We start from the raw sequence: 20891 nt of genomic DNA, 5'->3' as shown, positions 1-20891 counted from the left end.
GGTCTGACCGTCGCCGAGCACTTCCGCGATCAGGGCCAGGACGTGCTGTTCTTCGTCGACAACATCTTCCGCTTCACCCAGGCGGGTTCGGAAGTGTCGGCGCTGCTCGGCCGTATTCCTTCGGCGGTGGGTTATCAGCCGACGCTCGCGACCGACATGGGCGCGCTGCAGGAGCGCATCACCACCACAAACAAGGGCTCGATCACCTCGGTGCAGGCGATCTACGTGCCGGCCGACGACTTGACCGACCCGGCGCCCGCCACCTCGTTCGCCCACTTGGACGCGACGACCGTGCTGAACCGCGCGATCTCGGAAAAGGGCATCTACCCGGCGGTGGACCCGCTCGACTCGACCTCGCGCATGCTGTCGCCGCTGATCGTCGGCGAAGAGCACTACCAGACCGCCCGTATGGTTCAGCAAGTGCTGCAGAAGTACAAGTCGCTGCAGGACATCATCGCCATTCTGGGCATGGACGAACTGTCCGAAGAGGACAAGCTCGCGGTGGCTCGCGCCCGCAAGATCGAGCGCTTCCTGTCGCAGCCGTTCTTCGTCGCCGAAATCTTCACCGGCTCGCCGGGCAAGTTCGTCGAGCTCGCCGACACCATCAAGGGCTTCCGCGCGATCTGCGAAGGCAAGTACGACCATCTGCCGGAAGCGGCGTTCTATATGGTCGGCGCCATCGAAGAGGCGGTCGAGAAGGGCAAGAAGCTGGCTGCGGAAGCGGCCTAAAAACAGAGCCTCACCCTGAGGAGCCGGCCGTAGGCCGGCGTCTCGAAGGGTGACGACCACCTCTCTCATCCTTCGAGACGCGCGCCGACGGCGCGCTCCTCAGGATGAGGTCAGCGGATGAACGAACGATGGCCACCTTCCACTTCGATCTGGTTTCGCCCGAACAAGTCGCCTTCTCCGGCGAGGTCGATCAGGTCGACATCCCGGGCGCCGAGGGTGATTTCGGCGTGCTTGCCGGTCACGCTCCCGTGGTCGCGGCGCTCCGCCCCGGCATCCTGACGGTGACGGCCGGCGGCAGCCAGCGCAAGATCGTGGTGCTCGGCGGCATTGCCGAGGTTTCCGAGAAGGGGCTGACGATTCTGGCCGACGTCGCCACGGCGGCGACCGACATGGATCTGCAGGGCTTCGCCGAGACCATCACCACGATGGAGCAGCAGCTGCCCGGCAAGGTCGGCGACGAGCTCGATAGCGCGATCGCGCGGCTGGATCACTACAAGAGCATCCAGCACCAGCTCAACACTACCGCGATGCACTGACACTGCAGCGACTGCATCAGAGTTTCGAATGGCCGGGCTTAGTCCCGGCCATTCTGTTATTCGGGACCAGTCTGTTATTCGGGACAATGTCCGGCTTGTCATCATTGCCGGTTCGACCGGCAATCCGTCGCATTCTGCGGGACCTGATGGATGTGCGGGGCCAGCCCACGCATAGCGGGAACTGGCGCGAAGAGTGACCGGCTAAGTCCTCAAGTCCGCGAACCGCGCAAAACTTCGCGCCACTTCGCGATACACCTCGCGCCGGAACGGCACCACCAGATCGGCGACGCGGTCGAGGCGCTCCCAGCGCCAGGCGTCGAATTCCGGCGGCATGCCGTTGCGGACCGCAAGCGGATCGATGTCGCCCTCATTGCCGGTGAAGCGCAGCGCAAACCACTTCTGCCGCTGGCCGCGAAACACCGCCAGTCGGTGCGCTGGTCCGTCGTAGGCCGGAAAATCGTAGCTGACCCAATCGGTTTCGCAGAGGATCTTGGCGTTCGTTACGCCGGTTTCTTCCCACAACTCCCGCATCACCGCCGTGCGCGGCTCTTCGTCGGCGTCGATGCCGCCCTGAGGCATCTGCCATTCGAGCCCGGGTAGGATGATTTCAGGCCCGTCGTTGCGGAAGCGGCGGCCGATCAACACGCGTCCGTCGGAATTGAACAGCGCGATGCCGACATTGCGCCGATAGGGCAACGCGTCGGTGTCGCGCAGTTTGCTCACGACGCCAGCAGCGATCGGAAGTAACCGATGGTTTCCTTGAGCCCATCGGCGAGCGCGACCTTCGGCTCCCAGCCGAGTGCGCTGCGCGCCAGCGTAATATCCGGCTGGCGCTGTTTGGGGTCATCCGCCGGCAGCGGCAGATAGATCAGCTTCGACTTCGAATCGGTCATCGCGATCACCATCTCGGCGAGTTCGCGCATACTGAACTCGACCGGGTTGCCGAGATTGACCGGCCCGATGAACTCGTCGCCGCTCGCCATCAGCCGGGCGAAGCCGTCGAGCAGATCGGTCACGTAGCAGAACGAGCGCGTCTGGCTGCCGTCGCCGTAGATGGTGATGTCGTTGCCGGACAGCGCCTGCACGATGAAATTCGACACCACGCGGCCGTCGCTGGGGTGCATGCGCGGGCCGTAAGTGTTGAAGATCCGCGCGACCTTGATCCTCACCTTGTGCTGGCGGTGATAGTCGAAGAACAGCGTCTCGGCCGCGCGCTTGCCTTCGTCGTAGCAGGCGCGGATGCCGAGCGGATTGACGTGGCCCCAATAGCTCTCCGGCTGCGGGTGCACGGTCGGGTCGCCATAGACCTCGCTGGTCGAGGCCTGGAAGATCTTGGCGCGCGTCCGCTTGGCGAGGCCCAGCATGTTGATGGCGCCATGCACGCTGGTCTTCAGCGTCTGCACCGGATCGTGCTGGTAATGGATCGGCGAGGCGGGGCAAGCGAGATTGTAGATGTCGTCGACCTCGACATAGAGCGGAAAGGTCACGTCGTGGCGCATCACCTCGAAGCGCGGCGTGTTCACCAGATGCTCGATGTTGCGTCGCCACCCGGTGAAGTAATTGTCGACGCAGAGAACCTCGTGGCCCTCCGCCAGCAGCTTGTCGCACAGATGCGAACCGATGAAGCCGGCGCCGCCGCTCACGAGAATTCGTCGAGACAATCGCATCGCTCAGTCCTGGGCTAGCCCGCCCCGAAGTCGCGACGGCCGTTTTCCGCCGCATTGAATGGCAAGAAACCCCATGCTAGGCAAGCGCCGAAACCGGCCCCCGAGCGCGCCTGCGGCGCGTCCCGGCCGCAGCTCCCCGGATCGCACCGATCCGCGCATTCAGGCCCGATATCGGGCCTCAACGTGCCTGCAGGCGATCTCACCCCATGACCGATGATCGAGTGAGCGCCGAGCCCATCGATACCTCCAAGGCCCGGATCCTTGAGATCGGCGGCGGCTATTTCAAGCTGCAGTATCCCGAGCGCACCACCTGCCTGTGGACCTGGACCAAGCTGACCGACGACTTCGGCAAGCTCGACGGCTTCTCGACGCCGGACCGGATGTGGCGCGAGCTGCGCGCTGCCCGTGACGGCAAATACGATGTCGTGGTGGTCAATAGCCTGCGCTATTCGCCCTGGCATCCGCGTTATTGGGCGCGTGGCATCTTCTATACGCCGACCAACCCCTGGGCGGCGCTGACCCGGCAGTTCGGACCCAGCATGCTGCGCTGGCTCGACGTGCCGGTGCCGCTGGTCGCCGTGGAGATGGACGACCACTTTGCGATCTCGAAGAGCAGCGTGTTCCTGCTCGACAAGGCCAAGGCATTCTTCAAGCGCGAACTGCCCGCCGACAAGTGGCAGGCGCTGGCAGGCACCGTGCATCCGCATCTGCCGACGCTGCGCTACCGGCGGAGCGCAGCTTGGCAGCAGCGGATCGACAAGCTTCGCCCGATCTCGCTGCCGCAATTTCGCTTCGACCCGTCCTGGCGCGATGCGCCCTTTCCCGAGAAGACGCACGACCTGTTTTTCTCCGGCGGCATCGTCGGCAATTCGACCGTGCGGGCCGCGGGACTTGCCGAACTGGAGCGCCTGAAGGCTGCCGGGGTGCGGATCGACCAGCCGACCGAACGGCTACCCTACGATGCCTTCATGGAGCGGATGTCGCATTCCTGGCTGGCATGGTCACCCGAGGGCATGGGGTGGGACTGCTACCGCCACTACGAGGCGCCGATCGTGCAGGCGGTGCCGGTGATGAACAATCCGACGATCGTGCGCTACGCGCCGCTGCAGTCCGGTGTCCACGGCGTGTATTACGACATCGAGCCGGGCGGGCTCGAGCGCGCCGTCACCGCCGCTCTCGCCGACAAGGGCAAGCTCCGCACCATGGCGGTCGCGGCCCGCGACCACGTCCTCACCCACCACACCGTCAAAGCGCATTGCGACCACATCCTGCAGGTCGCGCTGGGCGGGGAGTGATCGGCTCATGCGTCCGGCTGATGCGTGCCGGGTGTCAGAGACTGAGCACGACCTCTCCCCATCATTGCGAGGAGCGGAGCGACGAAGCAATCCAGCGCAGTGCACGGCGCTGGATTGCTTCGCTGCGCTCGCAATGACGGTTGACAGGGCGGTTATTGAACCGGGACGGTACCGATCTTGACGTGGCGCTCACACGCCGACGGCGAGCTGCGAGAATTCCTTCACGACGCGTTCGTAGACCGGGCGTTTGAACGGGACGATCAGGTCCGGCAGGTTCTGCATCGGCTCCCAGCGCCAGCTGGTGAACTCGGATTTGTGGCCGGGTGGTGCGACGATGTCGATTTCGGAGTCCGGACCGGTGAAGCGGATCGCGAACCATTTCTGGCGCTGGCCGCGATAGCGACCCTTCCAGGCCCGGCCCGCGACCGTGCGCGGAATATCGTAGATCAGCCAGTCCGGAACCTCGCCGATCTTTTCGACCGAGCGGACGTTGGTTTCTTCGTAGAGTTCGCGCTTGGCGGCTTCCCAGGTGTCTTCGCCCGGATCGACGCCGCCCTGCGGCATCTGCCAGACATGGGTCTCGTCGACATGTTCGATGCCACCGGCGCGACGTCCGATGAAGACGAGACCTTCCCGGTTGATCAGCATCATGCCGACGCATGTTCGATAGGGTAGGTCTTCGTACCGCGCCATCCGATCAATGCCTCATCCGTCCGCCCCTGGCGGACTGTAGATGTTTTGCGCCGAAGCGCCGATGCCTCCGCAGCGGGAGAACGTGTGAAACCAACAATGGACACTATCGGTCATGATTCCAACAGAACCGAGGCCCTAGGTTGATTTTGATTTGAGCATCGCCGTTGTCAATGGCACCAGCAGGATGCCACGACTCTCCAAGCTCTTGCTCCAGCTAACAATTCGTTCAATCGACACGGGCAGCGCGGAGGCAATGCCGACGGCATTGCCGCGTTCCTTGGCGAGACCTTCGAGGCGCGCCAGTGCTTTGTCGATTTCAGCCGCTGTCGGCACGGTGTCGATGGTGAGATCGGCCCGCGCGAACGGCATCGCCACCGCCTTGGCAAGGCTGGGCGCAACACTGCGCGGTGCCGAGCCATCATCCAGATAGCCGAGCCCGCGCTTGGCGGCCTCGCGAATGATCGGCTGCATCGCCGGCTCGGTCGCGACGAAGCGCGCGCCCATGAAGTTCGACACGCCGACGTAGCCCTGGAACCGGCTGAGGTGCCAGTAGAGGCGATCGAGGTTCTGTTCGGGTGCGGCGGAGGCCAGCAGCGTCTGCGGACCGGGATCGTTGTCTGGATAGTCGAACGGCTCCATTGGAAGCTGCAGCAGCACTTCATGCTGCTTGGCGCGCGCCTCTTCGACCAGCTTGCCGGGCTCGGAGCCATAGGGTGTGAATGCCAACGCCACCTCGCGTGGCAGCTTCATCACAGCATCGTTGGTGCGTGCGGCGCCGATGCCGAGCCCCGTGACGACGATCGCGACGGTCGGCATCTTGTCGGCCTTGGCGCGGTCCGCGTCGGTCGCCATCGCATAGGCCGAGAACGGCTTCATCCCGCCGGCCGCGATTGGAATCATGCCGTAGCGGGACTGCTCGAGCAGGCGCGGATTGATGCCGTTGGCGCTGGCCGCATTCGAGGCGGGCGCGTCACCCTTGTCGTCACCGGTCGAGACCACGACGTCCTGGCGCGTGCCCTTGGAGCCGTCGATGATGGTGATGGTCTTCTGCCCCGGTCCGGCCGCAGCCTTGGCGTCGGCGTGTTCGGTCTTTTTGGCGTCCTTGTCGGCGGACGCCTTGTCGCCATGCCCGGCGTCAGCCTGAGCCTTGTCGGCCGGCGCGGCGGCGTCCTTCGGATCGGCGGGGGACTTGAGGGTGATCTGCGCCATCGGCTCGCCGCCGAGCGGGTCGTTGTTGAACAACGCGAAGCCGAGGAAGGCGAGCAGGAACAGGCCGAGCAGCGTGGCAATCGCCTGGCTCGCGGTGAACGGCAGCCGGAAGCGGCGCAGCCGTCCGCGCTTCTGACCCAGCGGTGTGCTCAGTTCGTCCGCCGACACAGCCAACCGTCTCCCGAATCACCCGTCGCGACGATACCACGTCGCACCGGGCGGGCGTCAGTTACGGCCTTCCGCCCCCTGCAGGACGGCGATGGGGCGATCCAAGCAAAAAGGGCGGCCCGGAGGCCGCCCTTTGCAAACAAGAGTGGGTGGACGTAATCAGTTCGCCGCCTTGTTGCCGGCCGGCTTGTCGATGGCGGCCTTGTCGCCGGTGGCCGGCGCGGCAGGCGTGGTGACGCTCGCCTTGATGCCGTGCAGCAGATCGTCGGCGGTCTTGAGCGCCTTGTCGTCCTTGGCGTCCGGCGGGACATAGGACTGCGAGCCGGTCTTCTCGTCGCCGTCCGAGCCCTTCAGATGGCCGCGCAGCGAGGCTTCGCCCTTGGTGTCGGTGCGCGCCTTGAGATCGTCCGGCACGTCCTGCAGCACCTCGATATCCGGGGTGATGCCCTTGGCCTGGATCGACTTGCCCGACGGCGTGTAGTAGCGCGCCGTGGTCAGGCGCAGCGCGCCGTTGCCCGAGCCGAGCGGGATGATGGTCTGCACCGAGCCTTTGCCGAACGAACGGGTGCCGACCAGCGTCGCCCGCTTGTGGTCCTGCAGCGCGCCGGCGACGATTTCCGAGGCCGAGGCCGATCCGCCGTTGATCAGCACGATCAGCGGCTTGCCCTTGGTCAGATCGCCCGCATGGGCGGAGCGGCGCTGGGTCTCTTCGGCATTGCGGCCGCGGGTGGAGACGATCTCGCCGCGATCCAGGAAGGTGTCGGAGACCGTCACGGCCTCTTCGAGCAGACCGCCCGGGTTGTTGCGCAGGTCGAGGATGAAGCCCTTCAGCTTGTCGGCGCCGATCTGGTTGGTGAGATTGGCGATCTCCTTCTTCAAGCCTTCGGTGGTCTGCTCGTTGAAGGTGGTGATGCGGATGTAGCCGATATCGTCGGACTCGACGCGCGCGCGGACCGAGCGGACCCGGATGTTGTCACGCACCAGCGTGACCTCGATCGGATTGTCTTGACCCTTACGCATGATCTTGAGTTTGATCTTGGTATTCACCGGGCCGCGCATCTTCTCGACGGCCTGGTTCAGGGTAAGACCCTGCACGGCTTCGTCGTCGAGATTGGTGATGATGTCGTTGGCCATGATGCCGGCCTTCGACGCCGGGGTATCGTCGATCGGCGATACCACCTTGATCAGGCCGTCCTCCATGGTGACTTCGATGCCGAGGCCACCGAACTCACCGCGGGTCTGCACCTGCATGTCGCGGAAGCTCTTGGCATCCATGTAGCTCGAATGCGGATCGAGGCCGGTCAGCATGCCGCTGATGGCGGATTCGATCAGCTTGCTGTCGTCCGGCTTCTCGACGTAGTCGCTGCGCACGCGCTCGAACACGTCACCGAACAGGTTGAGCTGACGATAAGTATCGGAAGTCGCGGCACGCGCCGTCGAGCCCATCAGCATCGACCGCGGCTGGGTGACGAAAAGTGTCAGCGCAGCGCCCGTGACGGCGCTGAGGAGGATTACCGAAGTCTTGCGCATCATCCGCGAACCTTTTCGCCTTCGTTTGCGGCCCACCATGGGCCTGGATCAATGGGAGTGCCGTCCTTACGGAACTCGATGTAGAGAATGGGCTGAGTGGCGCTGGCCGCCAGAATCGAAGCGACCTGCGACGTCGACCCCATGGTCGCCACCGGCTCTCCCGTGAGCACGAACTGGCCGATGTTGACCGAAATGCGCTCCATCCCGGCGATCAGAACATGATATCCGCCACCGGCATTGAGGATCAAGAGTTGTCCATAGGAGCGAAACGGGCCCGCATAGACAACCCAGCCATCGCACGGGGTTGTGACCTGGGCGCCCGGCCGCGTCGCCAGTGAGATACCGCGTTCGACCCCGCCGACGCCGTCGGGACGGCCGAAATCGCGGATCTTGGTTCCGTTTACCGGAAGGCCCAGCATCCCCTTGGCGGACGCAAAGGCAATCGCCGGGCTGAGCCGACCGGGGTCCTTCAGGGCCGCCAGATTGGCCATCGGGGCGCCCTTCTGGCCAGCCGCGGCGGCCGCCTTGGCGGCGCTCTTGAGATCTTGTTCCATTTTGGCGATCAGCCCGGTCAGGCTGTCGACCTGGCGCGACAATGTCAGAGCGCGGGAGCGTTCGGTCTCAATGTCCTTCTCGACCGCGCTTTGCTTGCGCTGGCGTTCGTCGACCAGCGCGGCGAGGCGGGTCTGGTCGGTGGTCATGGCGGTGCGGTCGGCCGCGAGCTGGTCGCGCTCGGCCGCGATGGTCTTGCGCACGGCGATCAGTTCACCGAGGTCGGTGGCGAGGCGCTCGGCGCGCTCGCGCAAGTCGGGCACGACGGCGCCGAGTAGAATGGCGGTCCGCAGCGATTGCAGGGCGTCTTCGGGCCGAACCAGCAGCGCCGGCGGGGCGCGGCGCCCGGCGCGCTGCAAGGCCGCCAGCACTTCGCCGATTTCGCCGCGGCGCTGGTCGAGCGAGCTGCGGATCTGCGCCTCCCGGGCGTCGAGCGGCACCAGCCGCGCTTCCGCGTCGGTGATCTTCGTCTCGACCGCGCGTACCTTGGCGGCAATGTCGATCAGTTGCTGATTGAGCTTGGTACGATCCTCGCCGATCGCGGCGAGGTCGGCCTTGAGCTTGTCCTGCAATTCGGCGGCGCGTTTCTGTGCTTCGCGTGCAGCTTCCAGCTCCTGCGCCCGCTGCTTGAGCAGATCGGCGGTCGCGGCTGCGGATGTCGCTGCCGGCGTTGTCGGGGGCGTGGTCTGCGCCTGCGCGCGCGTCACCGGTGCACTGGAGATCAGGCTCGCCGCGAGCAGCGCGACCGACGGCCACCCGATGCTGCAGACGTTGTCCCTCGCAGCCATGGCCATCTGGTGTTGCCCGAAGTCGTGATGCATCTGGTGGCTGCGGCGCTCGCTAGGCACGATGGTATGGATGTCCCGCCAAAATCGTCGCTGCCCGGTAGATCTGCTCCAGCAGCATCACACGGACCATCTGGTGCGGCCAAGTCGCGGCACCGAACGACAGGCAGAGCTTTGCCTTGCGCCGCAATTCGGGCAAAAGTCCGTCCGCTCCCCCGATCACGAAAATAGTATCGGGCACCGACGCGTCGCGCCAACGGCCGAGCTGGGCCGCAAAGCTGGCGCTGTCGAGGCTCTGGCCGCGCTCGTCGAGCGTCACCAGCATGCTGCCATCTGCAATCAACGCCGTAATGGCTGCGGCCTCTTCGGCCATGCGGGCGGCTGCATCGCGGGCACGGCTCTCCCCGAGCTCGTGGATGTCGAGCCCACGAAAACCGAGCTTGCGGGCGATATCGTCGAAGCGGGTCTTGTAGCGGTCCGCAAGGTCGCGCTCGGGACCCTGCTTGAGTTTGCCGACAGTGATGAGGGTCAGGCGCATGATGTCAGACGCAAGCGTCTCGCGGTGTCGTGGAGCGCCGCTCGATAGCAGGGTCGGGCGGACGGCACGACGCGCAACGACGCGCGCGCCATCCGGCGCGCGTGGTCAAAAGAGGCGACTACAGCGTCTTCGCCGGCTGCGGGCCCTGCGTCCACAATCGTTCGAGATTGTAGAACTCGCGGACTTCCGGACGGAACACATGCACGACCACGTCGCCGCAATCCATCAGGACCCAATCGCAATTGGTCAGTCCCTCGACATGGATCTTGCCGACTCCGGCTTCCTTCAGCGCCTTCGAGACGTTCTCGGCGATCGCACCGACATGGCGGTTGGCCCGCCCGCTGGTGACGACGACGTAGTCGAACATCGCTGATTTGCCGCGGAGGTCGATGGTGATCGTTTCTTCCGCCTTCATATCGTCGAGGCGGGAGAGGATCAGCTTCAGCGTCTCTTCGGCCGTCAGCGGCGTCTTGGAGATCGCACCGGATACAGGCGTTTCCGCCGTCTCGGCAGCGGGCGAAGTAACTGCCTTCGCGGTAGCGGCCTTCGATTTCAGCGGCTTGGGTGCAGCGGCCTTCGTCGTCGCCGACTTGGACAATACAGATGTGGTCAGGGACCTTTCCTTTCACTGTATCGTGCGCGCCGAATCCCGGCGCCTGATCACCATACTAGGCATGTGGGGATGACGGTTTCAACAATCCAGACACAGCCCCGCTTCATTTCTTCCAACTTCCGTCGGGGTTCCGGAGTGCCGTCGAAGACACCGGCGATTTGAGCCCGGTCAGGAACACCCACGACGGCGGCGGCTGGTCTGTCAGCGTGGCCGCGGCGGCAATCGGCAGCCGGTATCGCCGCAGCGCCTGGGCGGCCGGAGCCGCCAATGCCCGGAATGTGGCGGGCGGTCGGTCGATGACGGCGATCGGCAATGAGTCGGCGATGGAGCGCCAGCGCTGCCAGCGGTGAAACTGCGCCAAATTGTCGGCGCCCATAATCCAGACGAAGCGGGCACCGGGGCAATGCCGATGCAAATAGGCGATGGTGTCCGCGGTGTAGCGGGTGCCGATCGTGGCCTCGAGGCAGCTGACCTGGATGCGCGGATCGTCGGCGATCACCTGGGCGGCGGCCACGCGGGCGTCGAGTTCGCGTAAGCTGGAGATATCCTTCAGAGGATTGCCCGGCGACACCAGCCACCAGATCCGGTCGAGCTTCAGCCGCGTCAGGGCAAACCGGCTGATCGCCCGGTGCGCCTCGTGCGGCGGATTGAATGAGCCGCCAAGCAGGCCGATCCGCATGCCGCGGCTGTACGCCGGAACGGCGCGCCGGGCCGCGACGGGATCCTGCGTCAACTCACGCTCCAGGCCAGGCGCGGTAGGACCTCACGGCCGGGTCTGCCCGGTGCCGAGCACCCGATACTTGAACGTGGTGAGTTGCTCGGCCCCGACCGGGCCACGGGCGTGAAACTTGCCGGTGGCGATGCCGATCTCGGCACCGAAGCCGAACTCACCGCCATCGGCAAACTGAGTCGAGGCATTGTGCAGCACGATCGCCGAGTCCACCTCGGCCAGAAACTTTTCGGCGACCCTCGCATCCTCGGCAACGATCGCGTCGGTGTGGTGCGAACCGTGATCATGGATATGCGCGATCGCAGCTTCGACTCCGTCGACGAGCTTTGCGGCGATCACCGCGTCGAGATACTCCGTATCCCAGTCTTCGTCCGTCGCGGGCTTAACCCGGGAATCGATCTGCTGAACGGCCTGATCACCACGGACTTCGCAGCCGGAGTCGATCAGCATCGTTACCAGCGGCCCGAGATGCGTTGCAGCGGCCGCCCGATCGATCAGCAGCGTTTCGGCCGCGCCGCAGACGCCGGTGCGGCGCATCTTGGCGTTGAGCACGATCGACTTGGCCATGTCGAGATCTGCACTGCGATCGACATAGACATGGTTGACGCCCTCGAGATGCGCGAACACGGGGACGCGCGCTTCGCTCTCGACGCGCGCCACCAGGCTCTTGCCGCCACGCGGCACGATCACGTCGACGGCGCCGTTGAGGCCCGATAGCAGCAGGCCGACGGCGGCACGGTCGCGGGTCGGCACCAAAGTAATAGCCGCTTCGGGCAGCCCCGCCTCGCGCAGCCCCTGCACCAGGCAGTCATGAATCGCACGGCCGGAGCGAAAGCTCTCCGAGCCGCCGCGCAGGATCACGGCATTGCCGGACTTCAGGCACAGCACGCCGGCGTCGGCGGTGACGTTGGGACGGCTCTCGTAGATTACCGCGACGACGCCGAGCGGCACCCGGACGCGCTCGATGGTCATGCCGTTCGGCCGCTGCCAGCTCTCGGTGACGGCGCCGATCGGATCGGCAATGCCGCGCACCACCGCGATGCCTTCGGCCATCGCCTCGACGCGCGCGGGCGTCAGCGTCAGCCGGTCGAGAAAGGCCGAGTTTGCGCCTGAGGCCTTGGCGTCGGCGACATCCTCGGCATTGGCGGCGAGGATCTTATCCGCATGGGCGCGGATCGCCCGCTCCATGGCCTCGAGCGCACGGTTCTTCTGTTCCGGCGGCGCCAGCGCCAGCACCCGGGCGGCAGCGCGGGCGCTGCGTCCGAGATCGGTCATCAGCGTCGACAATTCGGCGCTGCCGTCGATGGCTTTGAGCGAGGCGGTCATGACAGGAACCTGAGAAAATCCGTTGCGCGTCATGTAAATAGGCGGAAATCGCCGGTCCGCCAAGCTGATTGCGGGAAACCGGGCGGCGCCTGTCGTGGGCGTATTACAGAAGCTATCTCATCTTCTGCGCGCGTCAGGCAGAAATCATCGCGAGCATCGTGTGCTGCACGGACGCCGGAACATCACGCGGAAACGGATCGCGTCCTGATCAAGTGGGCGCCGTTCCCACCACCAGATCATCGCGGTGGATCATTTCGGCGCGGCCGGTGATGCCGAGGATCATCATCACGTCGGACGACGAGCGGCCCTTGATCTTGTCGGCATCGTCGGCGTCGTAAGCGACGAGGCCGCGGCCGATTTCGTGCGTATCCGGACCGCGCACGATCACCGCGTCGCCGCGGGCGAACTGGCCGTCGATGCGGATCACGCCGGCGGGCAGCAGGCTCTTGCCGGCGCGGAGTGCGACGACGGCGCCTGCATCGATCGTCAGCGTGCCCTTTGGCTCGAGCGAGCCGGCGATCCAGCGTTTTCGCGCGGTGACGGGATTGGCGGGCGTCAGAAACCAGGTGCACGGGCCGCCGTCAGCGATCGCCTTCAGCGGATGGTCGATCTTACCGGAGGCGATCAGCATGTGGGTGCCGGCACTCGTGGCGATCTTGCCGGCCTCGATTTTGGTCCGCATCCCGCCGCGCGACAGCTCCGAGCCGGCAGCGCCGGCCATGCCTTCGATTTCGGCGGTGATCGATTCGACCACCGGAATCAGCGTCGCATCCGGATTGCTGCCGGGCGGCGCGGTGTAGAGGCCGTCGATGTCGGACAGCAGGAGCAGCAAGTCCGCGCTCGCCATGGTGGCGACGCGGGCGGCGAGGCGATCATTGTCGCCGTAGCGGATCTCAGTGGTGGCAACTGTGTCGTTTTCGTTGATCACCGGCACCGCGCGCCATTCCAGCAGTTTGCCGATGGTCGAGCGGGCGTTGAGATAGCGGCGGCGCTCCTCGGTGTCCTGGAAGGTGACCAGAATCTGGCCGGCGCCGATGTCGTGGGCGCCAAGCACTTCGGACCAGGTCCGCGCCAGTTCGATCTGACCGACCGCGGCGGCGGCCTGGCTCTCTTCCAGCTTCAGCGGGCCGCGCGGCAGTTTCAGCCGGCTGCGGCCGAGCGCGATCGAGCCCGAGGAGACGATCATGACGTCGCGGCCGCCGCGATGCAGTTCGGCGATGTCGGCAGCCAGCGCCGCGAGCCAGCCCGCCCGGACCTCGCCGGCGTTCGAGTCGATCAGCAGCGAGGAGCCGACCTTGACGACGATACGGCGGAAATCATGAAGCTTCGGGCTGGTCATGGGACTATCGGAGATGAAAGGACGGGGCGCATCGGCGGCGCGCCGTCGACAGGCGGGCTCGTTTTGCAGCACCAACCCGGCCGGTGCAAGCGCGCCGGGCCGGTCTTGCGCGAAAGACGCAGACGCCGAAATCAGGCGTCCTGCGGCGCCCAGGGTTTGGCGTCGGCAGCGTTCTCGGCGGCGCCCTTCGCCTTGTCGGACACCGGCGCTTCGCCAATCACGGCGGCAAGCCCGCGCAAAGCCTCAGGCACGCCCTGTCCCGTGATGCCGGAGATCAGTAGCGGGGTCTTCTTCGCGGCGCGCTTCAGCCGGTCCTTCTGCTTCTTCAGCTCGTCCGGCTCGACCGCGTCGACCTTGTTGAGGGCAACGATCTCGATCTTGTCGGCCAGCGTCTCCGCATAGGCTTCGAGTTCGCCGCGCACCGTCTTGTAAGCCTTGCCGGCGTGCTCGCAGGTTGCGTCGATCAGGTGCAGCAGCACGCGGCAACGCTCGACATGGCCGAGGAAGCGGTCGCCGAGACCGGCGCCTTCATGCGCGCCCTCGATCAGGCCGGGAATGTCCGCGAGCACGAATTCGCGTCCGTCCGCGTTCACGACGCCGAGCTGCGGATGCAGCGTGGTGAACGGATAGTCGGCGATCTTCGGCTTGGCGGCACTGACCTTGGACAGGAAGGTCGACTTGCCGGCGTTCGGCAGCCCGACCAGGCCGGCGTCGGCGATCAGTTTCAACCGCAGCCAGATCCAGCGCTCCTCGCCGGGCAGCCCCGGATTGGCGTGGCGCGGCGCGCGGTTGGTCGAGGATTTGAAATGCGCGTTGCCGAAGCCGCCATTGCCGCCCTCGGCCAGCACAAAGCGCTCCCCGACCTTGGTGAAGTCGTGGATCAGCGTCTCTTTGTCCTCATCGAAGATCTGGGTGCCGACCGGCACTTTGAGCACCACGTTCTTGCCGTTGGCGCCGTGGCGGTCGCTGCCCATGCCATTGACGCCCTTCTGGGCCTTGAAGTGCTGCTGGTAGCGATAATCGATGAGCGTGTTGAGACCATCGGCGGCCTCGACGATCACGTCGCCGCCGCGGCCGCCATTGCCGCCGTTGGGTCCACCGAACTCGATGAACTTCTCGCGGCGGAACGCGACGCAGCCGTTCCCGCCGTCGCCGGAGCGGATGTAAACCTTGGCTTCATCGAGGAATTTCATGGCGCTATCCGTATCCCACGGGGAGGGTGCGCGGCAACAGCAGTGATCGGGCCGAAGCGCGCCGTTCGGTCTCGGCTTGCAGTCTTGCGCCGCCGTGATCCGCTGGCGATAAGCGCCTGCCGCCGGGTCGTTCGCCGGCTCCGCAAAGGTCCCCGCGAGATATGGGGTTGCTTCGAAAATTGTCCACCGGCCCCGACGATCACGGCGCGCACGGCGCCGGGATCGCCCTGATGCTTCTGGCAATGCTAGCGTTTTCGTTCGGTGACGCGCTCGGCAAGAAGGTGGTGGCGACCTATCCGGTCGGCGAATTGCTGCTGCTGCGGGCGATCGCCGGATTGATCGTGCTGGCGCCGCTGATCTGGCGGCAGCGCGCGGCGTTCCGGCGGCTAGAGCGGCCGGGCCTGCAGCTGCTGCGGACGCTGATTGCGGCCTGCGAGGTCGCGGCATTTTTCATCGCCACGATCTATCTGCCGCTCGCCGATGTGATCACTTTCTATCTGGCGTCCGCGCTGTTTGTGTCGGTCGGCGCCGCGTTGTTTCTCGGTGAGCGGATCGACAGGACCCGGGCGGTGGTGATCGTGGTCGGCTTCGGCGGCGTGTTGATCGCGCTGCAGCCGTCGCCGCAGACGATGACCTGGCCGGCGCTGATCGCGATTCTCGCCAGCGTGCTGTTCGCGGCGCTGCTGCTGATCACGCGGTTTCTGCGCCAGACGCCCGCGATGGTGCTGGCTTCTCAGCAATTCGTCGGCACGGCGCTGCTCGGTGCGGCGTTGATGGCGCCGTCCGGCTGGATGACGCCGGCGCCGGTGGACTGGTTGTGGTTCGGGCTGGCCGGCATGGTCTCGGCGGTGGCGCTGATCTGCGTCAACCGTTCGCTCAGTCTCGCGCCGGCGAGCGTGGTGGTGCCGTATCAGTACACGATGATCATCTTCGCCGCGGCGTTCGGCTGGCTGGTGTTCGGCGACGTGCCGACATGGTCGACCGTGGTCGGCGGCGCGGTAATCATCGCCGCAGGACTGTTTCTAGCGCTGCGCGACCGCAGCGCGGGCGCCGCCGCATCGGCAGCAGCGAAGACCTGACGACTACGCAATGGTCAGCTTCAGGCCGGTGAAGCGTTCGGCGAGTTTTCGGGCGCGCTCGCGACGCTCGTCGGACAGCAACTGACGCTCCAGCGCTTCGAAGGCGTCGAGATCCCGGCGAAATTCCTCGGGCATCGAAGGTGCGGCGGCAGTTTGTTCGGACGGATCGGGCATTTCAGCCTCCTGCTCGGCAGGTCTTGCAACTACACCAAATGCATTAAGGCCGGGTGCGTCTGGCGTGACGACGAGTGAAACGACAACGACAGGTCAAAACGTCGGGGAACGCGGAGCTCTCGGCGGGGCGCTCCGCCCCGCCGGTGCTGCATCAAATGCCGAAGCGGCGGTCGAGATCGACGAAGCGGAAGCTGAGCTGCTCGGTGCGCTCGCGATGCTCGTCGGCGCGTGCGGCGCGCTCGGGCATCTCGGCGGCGGTGATGGCGGCATTGTCGGGTTGCTTGGTATCGTCGGTCAGGTCGCGAGCCAGAACGGCCTGGATGTAGCGGTGGGTCAGCATGTCGAACTCCTGTGTGGACGTCCGTGCTAAGCGACCGCTGGCGGCCTGCGTACTCGGGAAGGTCCGAGCGCGCGGCGGGCTGGTTAAGTATTGCTGGCCGAGATGCCGCGATTTGCGATTATCACCGCAAAACGGCCGGGCGAACCCGGCCGTCGAAGTCGAAAGCTATATTGACGCGGTGACGTCAGCGGCCGCGCCGCGCCTTGCCCCAACTCTTCAGCGACGACCACACGCCGCGGGTCAGGCGGAAGCAGTCCACCGGCGTCGACGAGCCGATCGCTTCCATCCGGTGCAGCTCGACACCGGTCCATTGGAAGCCGCACTTCTCCAGCACGTTGCGCGACGCCGGATTGATCACCCGCGCGGCGGAGATCATCTGCTTGACCGCATATTCTTCAAAGGTGAGGTCGATCACCGCACGCGCCGCTTCGGTGGCGTAGCCGTTGCCCCAATGCTCGACACCCAGCCAGTAGCCGAGCTCGGGCGCGTCACGGTTGCGCCAGTCGACGCCGACCATGCCGACCGGCTCGAAATCGGCCTCGATCAGGAACACCGTCTCGTGGTCCTGGCCCAGCGAAGTGACGAAGCGCGCGGCGTCGTCGCGCGTATAGGGATGCGGCAGCCGGCGGGTCATCTCGGCGACCAGGCGATCGTTCGCAAGGCGAGCAATGGCCTTAACGTCCGCGAGAGCCGGCTTGCGCAGCGTCAGCCGCTCGGTCTCGAGGACGCAAGGTCTCGCCTCGCGCAACACGGGTGTGGGTGTCGGGATTTCCTGCAACATCGCGGGCTCCTGATGCATCAAACAAATTGGACGCAAACGAAAGGGGAGGTCGGTTGTCCCGCCTCCCCTGGAGCCCTTGTGTGCTCCGCCGGTTTGTCAGGACCCGGCGGACACTTGTTTGTCCACCGTCTATTCGGCCGCCTGCGCAATCGGAAGAACCGATACGAAGGTGCGGCCGTTGGCTTTGGCGCGGAATTCGACGCGGCCTTCCACCTTGGCGAACAAGGTGTGGTCAGTGCCCATGCCGACGTTGAGGCCGGGGTGCCAGGTGGTGCCGCGCTGACGCGCGATGATGTTGCCGGGAATCACGTGCTCGCCGCCATAAGCCTTGATCCCGAGGCGCTTGCCCGCAGAATCACGACCGTTACGCGATGAACCGCCTGCTTTTTTGTGAGCCATGGCTCGTCTCCAAAATCCGAATTCTACCTAGACGATTTCCGTGACGGAATCATCCACTGATTTGACACGGCTGCCGCGCGTCGCCGCTTATTCGGCGGCGTCGGCTGCCGGAGCGGTTTCGGCCTTGGCGCGCTTCGGCCGCGGACCGACCGTGGGCTTCTTGCCGTCGGCCAGGATCTCGGTGATGCGGAGCACCGTGATCTCGTCGCGGTAGCCACGCTTGCGCTTCGAATTCTTGCGGCGGCGCTTCTTGAAGGCGATCACCTTCGGGCCGCGCTTATGGTCCAGCACCTCGGCCGCGACGGTCGCGCCAGCCACGGTGGGGGCGCCCAGCGTCGGCGTATCGCCGCCCAGCACCAGCACTTCGCCGAGCTGCACGATGCTGCCGACTTCGCCTTCGATCTTGCCTACTTCGAGCACATCTTCCGGAACGACGCGGTATTGCCGGCCGCCGGTTTTGATGACTGCGAACATCGTTTTCATCCTTCGTGTTCGATCCCAGCCTCGGTCGAGCCGGGCCGGCTTTTTGGTCAGTCGTTGTGGGTAGCGACCTCTCGGGTCGCCGGTCTATGCGGAAGGCTTCGCCCTCTATCGGGGCTTCGGCACGGGCGCACAAAGCAATTCGGCGCGGGACCTGCCCACGCCGGTGCACGACTTATAGGCGGCAAGCCTCGTGAGTCAAGGTGAAATCCGGCAAAAAGCCGAATCCTGCCAATGGGAAGCCCCGAGCCGCGATGATCCGGCGCGGTGCAACCAACCGGTTCCCTCGCCGTTGTCACCCGGCTTTCACACGGGGAAATGACGAATGGCTGAGGACACGCTGACCACGACGACTGCCGGCATTGCGGCGCATGGCTCTCCCCGGCTGCCGTCGGTGGACATCGATACCTACAACATCGAGCTGAAGGACGAGGAAGGCTTCCTCGGTGACCGAGCCTCGAAGGGGGCGTTTCAGCGCATTCTGGATGCCTCCCGCAAGCCGCTGAAGAAAAACGGCGACGATCCGCTTGGCAATAAGGAGACCAAGGAGATCAGCAAAAGCACGCTGGACGAGCTGCTGGTCGGCGACGATGTCGCGGCCGCCGCACTGGTGCACGGCGCGATCGAGGAGTTCGCCCAGGAGTTGGCCTATGTCACCCGCCGCTTCCTCAAGACCAAATCCTGGACCGACACAGAGTGCATCGTGGTCGGCGGTGGCTTCCGCCAGAGCCGGGTCGGCGAACTGGCGATCGCCCGTACCGACATCCTGCTCAAGGCCGAAGGCTTCAAGATCGATCTGGTGCCGATCCGCCATCACCCGGATGAGGCCGGGCTGATCGGCTGCCTGCATCTGGCGCCGTCCTGGATCTTCGAGGGCCACGACAGCATCCTGGCGGTCGATATCGGCGGCTCCAACATCCGCTGCGGCGTAGTCGAGACCAGCTGGAAGAAGGCCAAGGACCTGTCCAAGGCGTCGGTCTGGAAGTCGGACCTGTGGCGCCACGCCGACGACGAGCCGACTCGCGAGGGGGCGGTCAAGCGGCTGACGAAAATGCTGAAAGATCTGATCGCCGATGCCGAGAAAGAAGGGTTCAAGCTGGCCCCGTTCATCGGCATCTCATGCCCGGGCGTGATCAACGACGACGGCACCATCGAGAAGGGGGCCCAGAACCTTCCGGGCAATTGGGAAAGCAGCAAGTTCCATTTGCCGCGCAGCCTGGTCGAGGGCATTCCGACCATCGGGGACCATGATACCGCTATCCTGATGCACAATGATGGCGTCGCGCAGGGGCTGAGCGAAGTCCCGTTCATGCAGGAATTCACCCGCTGGGGCGTCCTGACCATCGGCACCGGCCTCGGCAACGCCCGCTTCACGAACCGCAAGCCCAAAGAAAAGTCCAAGAAGGACAAGGGCAAGGAGAAGGACCGCAAGGACAAGGACGACTGAGGGCCAAGGCCTCAATGCGATCAAACGGGACGGCAGGCCGCCGCCCCGCGGCCGACGACCTTTGCCGGCAATAGGCCGGGCGCTCGCTGACGGTTTTGCAGCGAAGCCGCATCGCCCGGCTTGTGTATCCGGCGCGGCTCACTTAAGAACAGCGCCGACCACAACGGGCCGCAAGGCCCGGTACCGGCGCCGCGGAGAGGTGGCAGAGTGGTTGATTGTACCGCACTCGAAATGCGGCATAGGTGCAAGCCTATCGGGGGTTCGAATCCCCCCCTCTCCGCCAGCTCCGAGACTCGCCGTTCGCTTGAGTCGAGCCATAGGCCGAATCACGGGCCGATCTCATCGAATTTCCGATCGCTCAGCTTCTGAGCTTGCCTCTCGCCTCTGCGATCCCGAGTGCGTCGTCGGTCGGGCCAGGTCTTCGGACGGAGCCGTTCGCTTCATTCTGTTCGTCGCATGCCCATCGGCTTGAACCGGCCCTTCGTGAACGGTCCGCTGCATTCTTCATGAAGAGCACGGAGACTGTTTGTGGTGCGGTTGACAGCTGGCGTCTCTGTTGAATCGCGGGTCGGTCGTACGCACGGGGAGAAACGGCGGAACGAAGGTCGAGGTCTCGCTAGCTCTGTGCCTTTCGCTGCCGCGCGATCCTTGCGTCGTGGTAGTCGCGCTTCGCTCTTCAGGAACTAACAGGATCTACCGCGTCCCACGCTTCGCGGAGCGATCTCGAACGAAGGGGGCGCCGGACGGTGAAAGCCGCCTCGATCCCATCGCGCGTTGCTCGGGGGCGCCATGACGCCTTCCGGCCCAGCCGCGTCTCGCTCAACCCACACTTAGGTATAGCTAGGTCGCGCGCTGCTGATCACGATCATGCGCCTGTAGTCGGAGCGCGTAGCGGCATCGACAATGGCGCGAGCGTGGCGCGTCGCTGGCGTCCCAAGAGGGCAGGCCGTGACGACAATCGATCAACGAAAACGACAGGCCCTGATCGTCGCAGCGGTCTTCGCTGCGCTGCTGATCTTTGCTGCCGATGCGCTGAGCCCAATCGATGGCGCGGTGGCGGTGCTCTACACTGCCGTGGTCCTGATGGTCGCACCGCTCGGCCGCAAGTTCATCGTGGCGGCGGGCTACATTTCGTCGCTGCTGGCGGTGACCGCGTTTCTGTGGGGGCATGCCGGCGATCTGGTCGGCGGCGCACTGCTGCGTCTTGTCGTCAGTCTGGTTGCGATCCTGATTACGGTGCTGTTGTCGGTGCGTGACCGCGCTGCCCGTGTTTCACTGGCGGAGTTGG

21 protein-coding genes, 1 tRNA gene and 2 pseudogenes are annotated in these 20891 nt (G+C 65.3%); 7 read left to right on the top strand and 17 right to left on the bottom strand.

What is annotated here, in order from left to right; all coding sequences use genetic code 11:
* Together ACOJTD_RS17900 and ACOJTD_RS17895 are read left to right on the top strand one after the other, a co-directional pair.
* Positions 1 to 729 (top strand): annotated as a pseudogene (locus ACOJTD_RS17900) (F0F1 ATP synthase subunit beta); the annotation flags it as partial.
* Positions 730 to 857: 128 nt separating this feature from the next.
* A complete protein-coding gene (locus ACOJTD_RS17895; protein WP_420134224.1) occupies positions 858 to 1265 on the top strand; it encodes a F0F1 ATP synthase subunit epsilon in 408 nt (135 codons plus the stop codon).
* Between the two features lie 201 nt (positions 1266 to 1466).
* On the opposite strand, the gene ACOJTD_RS17890 is transcribed toward ACOJTD_RS17895, so the two are convergent.
* Positions 1467 to 1988, bottom strand: a complete 522-nt coding sequence (locus ACOJTD_RS17890) for an RNA pyrophosphohydrolase (protein ID WP_420134223.1) — start codon at positions 1986 to 1988, stop codon at positions 1467 to 1469.
* Positions 1985 to 2932 (bottom strand): UDP-glucuronic acid decarboxylase family protein, encoded by a 948-nt coding sequence (locus ACOJTD_RS17885; RefSeq protein WP_420134222.1) that lies wholly within the window; start codon positions 2930 to 2932, stop codon positions 1985 to 1987. The genes ACOJTD_RS17890 and ACOJTD_RS17885 overlap by 4 nt, the downstream gene beginning before the upstream one ends.
* A gap of 206 nt (positions 2933 to 3138) precedes the next feature.
* Here ACOJTD_RS17885 and ACOJTD_RS17880 point away from each other — a divergent pair, with 206 nt between their 5' ends.
* On the top strand, positions 3139 to 4227 hold the full coding sequence (locus ACOJTD_RS17880) for a glycosyltransferase (protein WP_420134221.1): 1089 nt from the start codon (positions 3139 to 3141) through the stop codon (positions 4225 to 4227).
* Between the two features lie 189 nt (positions 4228 to 4416).
* Here ACOJTD_RS17880 and ACOJTD_RS17875 read toward each other — a convergent pair whose 3' ends face one another.
* The 10 genes from ACOJTD_RS17875 to obgE all read right to left on the bottom strand — a co-directional run bounded on the left by ACOJTD_RS17875 (position 4417) and on the right by obgE (position 14903).
* Positions 4417 to 4920: an RNA pyrophosphohydrolase gene (locus ACOJTD_RS17875; protein WP_420134220.1), complete on the bottom strand. Its 504-nt coding sequence runs from the start codon at positions 4918 to 4920 to the stop codon at positions 4417 to 4419.
* Positions 4921 to 5055: 135 nt separating this feature from the next.
* Positions 5056 to 6297, bottom strand: a complete 1242-nt coding sequence (locus ACOJTD_RS17870) for a divergent polysaccharide deacetylase family protein (protein WP_420134219.1) — start codon at positions 6295 to 6297, stop codon at positions 5056 to 5058.
* 159 nt (positions 6298 to 6456) lie between these two features.
* On the bottom strand, positions 6457 to 7830 hold the full coding sequence (locus tag ACOJTD_RS17865; protein WP_420134218.1) for a S41 family peptidase: 1374 nt from the start codon (positions 7828 to 7830) through the stop codon (positions 6457 to 6459).
* Positions 7827 to 9167 (bottom strand): murein hydrolase activator EnvC family protein, encoded by a 1341-nt coding sequence (locus tag ACOJTD_RS17860; protein WP_420134217.1) that lies wholly within the window; start codon positions 9165 to 9167, stop codon positions 7827 to 7829. Before ACOJTD_RS17860 ends, ACOJTD_RS17865 begins: the two co-directional genes overlap by 4 nt.
* Positions 9168 to 9219: 52 nt before the next feature.
* Positions 9220 to 9702 (bottom strand): 23S rRNA (pseudouridine(1915)-N(3))-methyltransferase RlmH, encoded by a 483-nt coding sequence (gene rlmH / locus ACOJTD_RS17855; protein ID WP_420134216.1) that lies wholly within the window; start codon positions 9700 to 9702, stop codon positions 9220 to 9222.
* Positions 9703 to 9820: 118 nt separating this feature from the next.
* The gene (rsfS, locus tag ACOJTD_RS17850) at positions 9821 to 10180 is read right to left on the bottom strand and encodes a ribosome silencing factor (protein ID WP_420134225.1); all 360 of its coding nucleotides are present in this window, start codon (positions 10178 to 10180) and stop codon (positions 9821 to 9823) included.
* A 238-nt stretch (positions 10181 to 10418) separates the two neighbouring features.
* The gene (locus ACOJTD_RS17845; RefSeq protein WP_420134215.1) at positions 10419 to 11048 is read right to left on the bottom strand and encodes a nicotinate-nucleotide adenylyltransferase; all 630 of its coding nucleotides are present in this window, start codon (positions 11046 to 11048) and stop codon (positions 10419 to 10421) included.
* 30 nt (positions 11049 to 11078) lie between these two features.
* Complete coding sequence (locus tag ACOJTD_RS17840; RefSeq protein ID WP_420134214.1) at positions 11079 to 12371, bottom strand: glutamate-5-semialdehyde dehydrogenase; 1293 nt, start codon at positions 12369 to 12371, stop codon at positions 11079 to 11081.
* A gap of 208 nt (positions 12372 to 12579) precedes the next feature.
* Positions 12580 to 13710 (bottom strand): glutamate 5-kinase, encoded by a 1131-nt coding sequence (gene proB / locus ACOJTD_RS17835; RefSeq protein ID WP_420134213.1) that lies wholly within the window; start codon positions 13708 to 13710, stop codon positions 12580 to 12582.
* Between the two features lie 131 nt (positions 13711 to 13841).
* Positions 13842 to 14903, bottom strand: coding sequence for a GTPase ObgE (gene obgE, locus ACOJTD_RS17830; protein ID WP_420134212.1), 1062 nt, complete (start codon positions 14901 to 14903; stop codon positions 13842 to 13844).
* A gap of 161 nt (positions 14904 to 15064) precedes the next feature.
* Here obgE and ACOJTD_RS17825 point away from each other — a divergent pair, with 161 nt between their 5' ends.
* Positions 15065 to 15982, top strand: a complete 918-nt coding sequence (locus ACOJTD_RS17825) for a DMT family transporter (protein ID WP_420134211.1) — start codon at positions 15065 to 15067, stop codon at positions 15980 to 15982.
* 3 nt (positions 15983 to 15985) lie between these two features.
* Here the strand turns inward: ACOJTD_RS17825 and ACOJTD_RS17820 are convergent, their stop codons facing one another.
* The 5 genes from ACOJTD_RS17820 to rplU form a co-directional block, all read right to left on the bottom strand.
* On the bottom strand, positions 15986 to 16156 hold the full coding sequence (locus ACOJTD_RS17820; RefSeq protein ID WP_420134210.1) for a hypothetical protein: 171 nt from the start codon (positions 16154 to 16156) through the stop codon (positions 15986 to 15988).
* 151 nt (positions 16157 to 16307) lie between these two features.
* Complete coding sequence (locus ACOJTD_RS17815) at positions 16308 to 16496, bottom strand: hypothetical protein (RefSeq protein WP_420134209.1); 189 nt, start codon at positions 16494 to 16496, stop codon at positions 16308 to 16310.
* A 184-nt stretch (positions 16497 to 16680) separates the two neighbouring features.
* Positions 16681 to 17277: a GNAT family N-acetyltransferase gene (locus tag ACOJTD_RS17810; protein ID WP_420134208.1), complete on the bottom strand. Its 597-nt coding sequence runs from the start codon at positions 17275 to 17277 to the stop codon at positions 16681 to 16683.
* 129 nt (positions 17278 to 17406) lie between these two features.
* Positions 17407 to 17676, bottom strand: a complete 270-nt coding sequence (gene rpmA / locus ACOJTD_RS17805) for a 50S ribosomal protein L27 (RefSeq protein ID WP_011439148.1) — start codon at positions 17674 to 17676, stop codon at positions 17407 to 17409.
* A gap of 87 nt (positions 17677 to 17763) precedes the next feature.
* A complete protein-coding gene (gene rplU / locus ACOJTD_RS17800; protein WP_420134207.1) occupies positions 17764 to 18150 on the bottom strand; it encodes a 50S ribosomal protein L21 in 387 nt (128 codons plus the stop codon).
* A gap of 331 nt (positions 18151 to 18481) precedes the next feature.
* On the opposite strand from rplU, the gene ACOJTD_RS17795 reads away from it, so the two are divergent.
* The 3 genes and pseudogenes from ACOJTD_RS17795 to ACOJTD_RS17785 all read left to right on the top strand — a co-directional run.
* Positions 18482 to 19603: an ROK family protein gene (locus tag ACOJTD_RS17795; protein ID WP_420134206.1), complete on the top strand. Its 1122-nt coding sequence runs from the start codon at positions 18482 to 18484 to the stop codon at positions 19601 to 19603.
* A 193-nt stretch (positions 19604 to 19796) separates the two neighbouring features.
* A tRNA-Ser gene (locus ACOJTD_RS17790) sits at positions 19797 to 19886 on the top strand.
* Positions 19887 to 20506: 620 nt separating this feature from the next.
* Positions 20507 to 20891 (top strand): annotated as a pseudogene (locus tag ACOJTD_RS17785) (PAS domain-containing sensor histidine kinase); the annotation flags it as partial.

Source organism: Rhodopseudomonas sp., from assembly GCF_048594845.1.
Taxonomy (GTDB): domain Bacteria; phylum Pseudomonadota; class Alphaproteobacteria; order Rhizobiales; family Xanthobacteraceae; genus Rhodopseudomonas.
The sequence above is the reverse complement of the archived record's forward strand: the minus strand, read 5'-3'. Positions and strand labels throughout refer to the sequence as shown.

Coding starts and splice junctions, on each gene's coding strand:
- ACOJTD_RS17895 (WP_420134224.1), top strand. CDS start 858: ATGGCCACCTTCCACTTCGATCTGGTTTCGCCCGAACAAGTCGCCTTC.
- ACOJTD_RS17885 (WP_420134222.1), bottom strand. CDS start 2,932: ATGCGATTGTCTCGACGAATTCTCGTGAGCGGCGGCGCCGGCTTCATC.
- ACOJTD_RS17880 (WP_420134221.1), top strand. CDS start 3,139: ATGACCGATGATCGAGTGAGCGCCGAGCCCATCGATACCTCCAAGGCC.
- ACOJTD_RS17875 (WP_420134220.1), bottom strand. CDS start 4,920: ATGGCGCGGTACGAAGACCTACCCTATCGAACATGCGTCGGCATGATG.
- ACOJTD_RS17865 (WP_420134218.1), bottom strand. CDS start 7,830: ATGATGCGCAAGACTTCGGTAATCCTCCTCAGCGCCGTCACGGGCGCT.
- ACOJTD_RS17860 (WP_420134217.1), bottom strand. CDS start 9,167: ATGGCTGCGAGGGACAACGTCTGCAGCATCGGGTGGCCGTCGGTCGCG.
- rlmH (WP_420134216.1), bottom strand. CDS start 9,702: ATGCGCCTGACCCTCATCACTGTCGGCAAACTCAAGCAGGGTCCCGAG.
- ACOJTD_RS17840 (WP_420134214.1), bottom strand. CDS start 12,371: ATGACCGCCTCGCTCAAAGCCATCGACGGCAGCGCCGAATTGTCGACG.
- proB (WP_420134213.1), bottom strand. CDS start 13,710: ATGACCAGCCCGAAGCTTCATGATTTCCGCCGTATCGTCGTCAAGGTC.
- obgE (WP_420134212.1), bottom strand. CDS start 14,903: ATGAAATTCCTCGATGAAGCCAAGGTTTACATCCGCTCCGGCGACGGC.
- ACOJTD_RS17825 (WP_420134211.1), top strand. CDS start 15,065: ATGGGGTTGCTTCGAAAATTGTCCACCGGCCCCGACGATCACGGCGCG.
- ACOJTD_RS17820 (WP_420134210.1), bottom strand. CDS start 16,156: ATGCCCGATCCGTCCGAACAAACTGCCGCCGCACCTTCGATGCCCGAG.
- ACOJTD_RS17815 (WP_420134209.1), bottom strand. CDS start 16,496: ATGCTGACCCACCGCTACATCCAGGCCGTTCTGGCTCGCGACCTGACC.
- ACOJTD_RS17810 (WP_420134208.1), bottom strand. CDS start 17,277: ATGTTGCAGGAAATCCCGACACCCACACCCGTGTTGCGCGAGGCGAGA.
- rpmA (WP_011439148.1), bottom strand. CDS start 17,676: ATGGCTCACAAAAAAGCAGGCGGTTCATCGCGTAACGGTCGTGATTCT.
- rplU (WP_420134207.1), bottom strand. CDS start 18,150: ATGTTCGCAGTCATCAAAACCGGCGGCCGGCAATACCGCGTCGTTCCG.
- ACOJTD_RS17795 (WP_420134206.1), top strand. CDS start 18,482: ATGGCTGAGGACACGCTGACCACGACGACTGCCGGCATTGCGGCGCAT.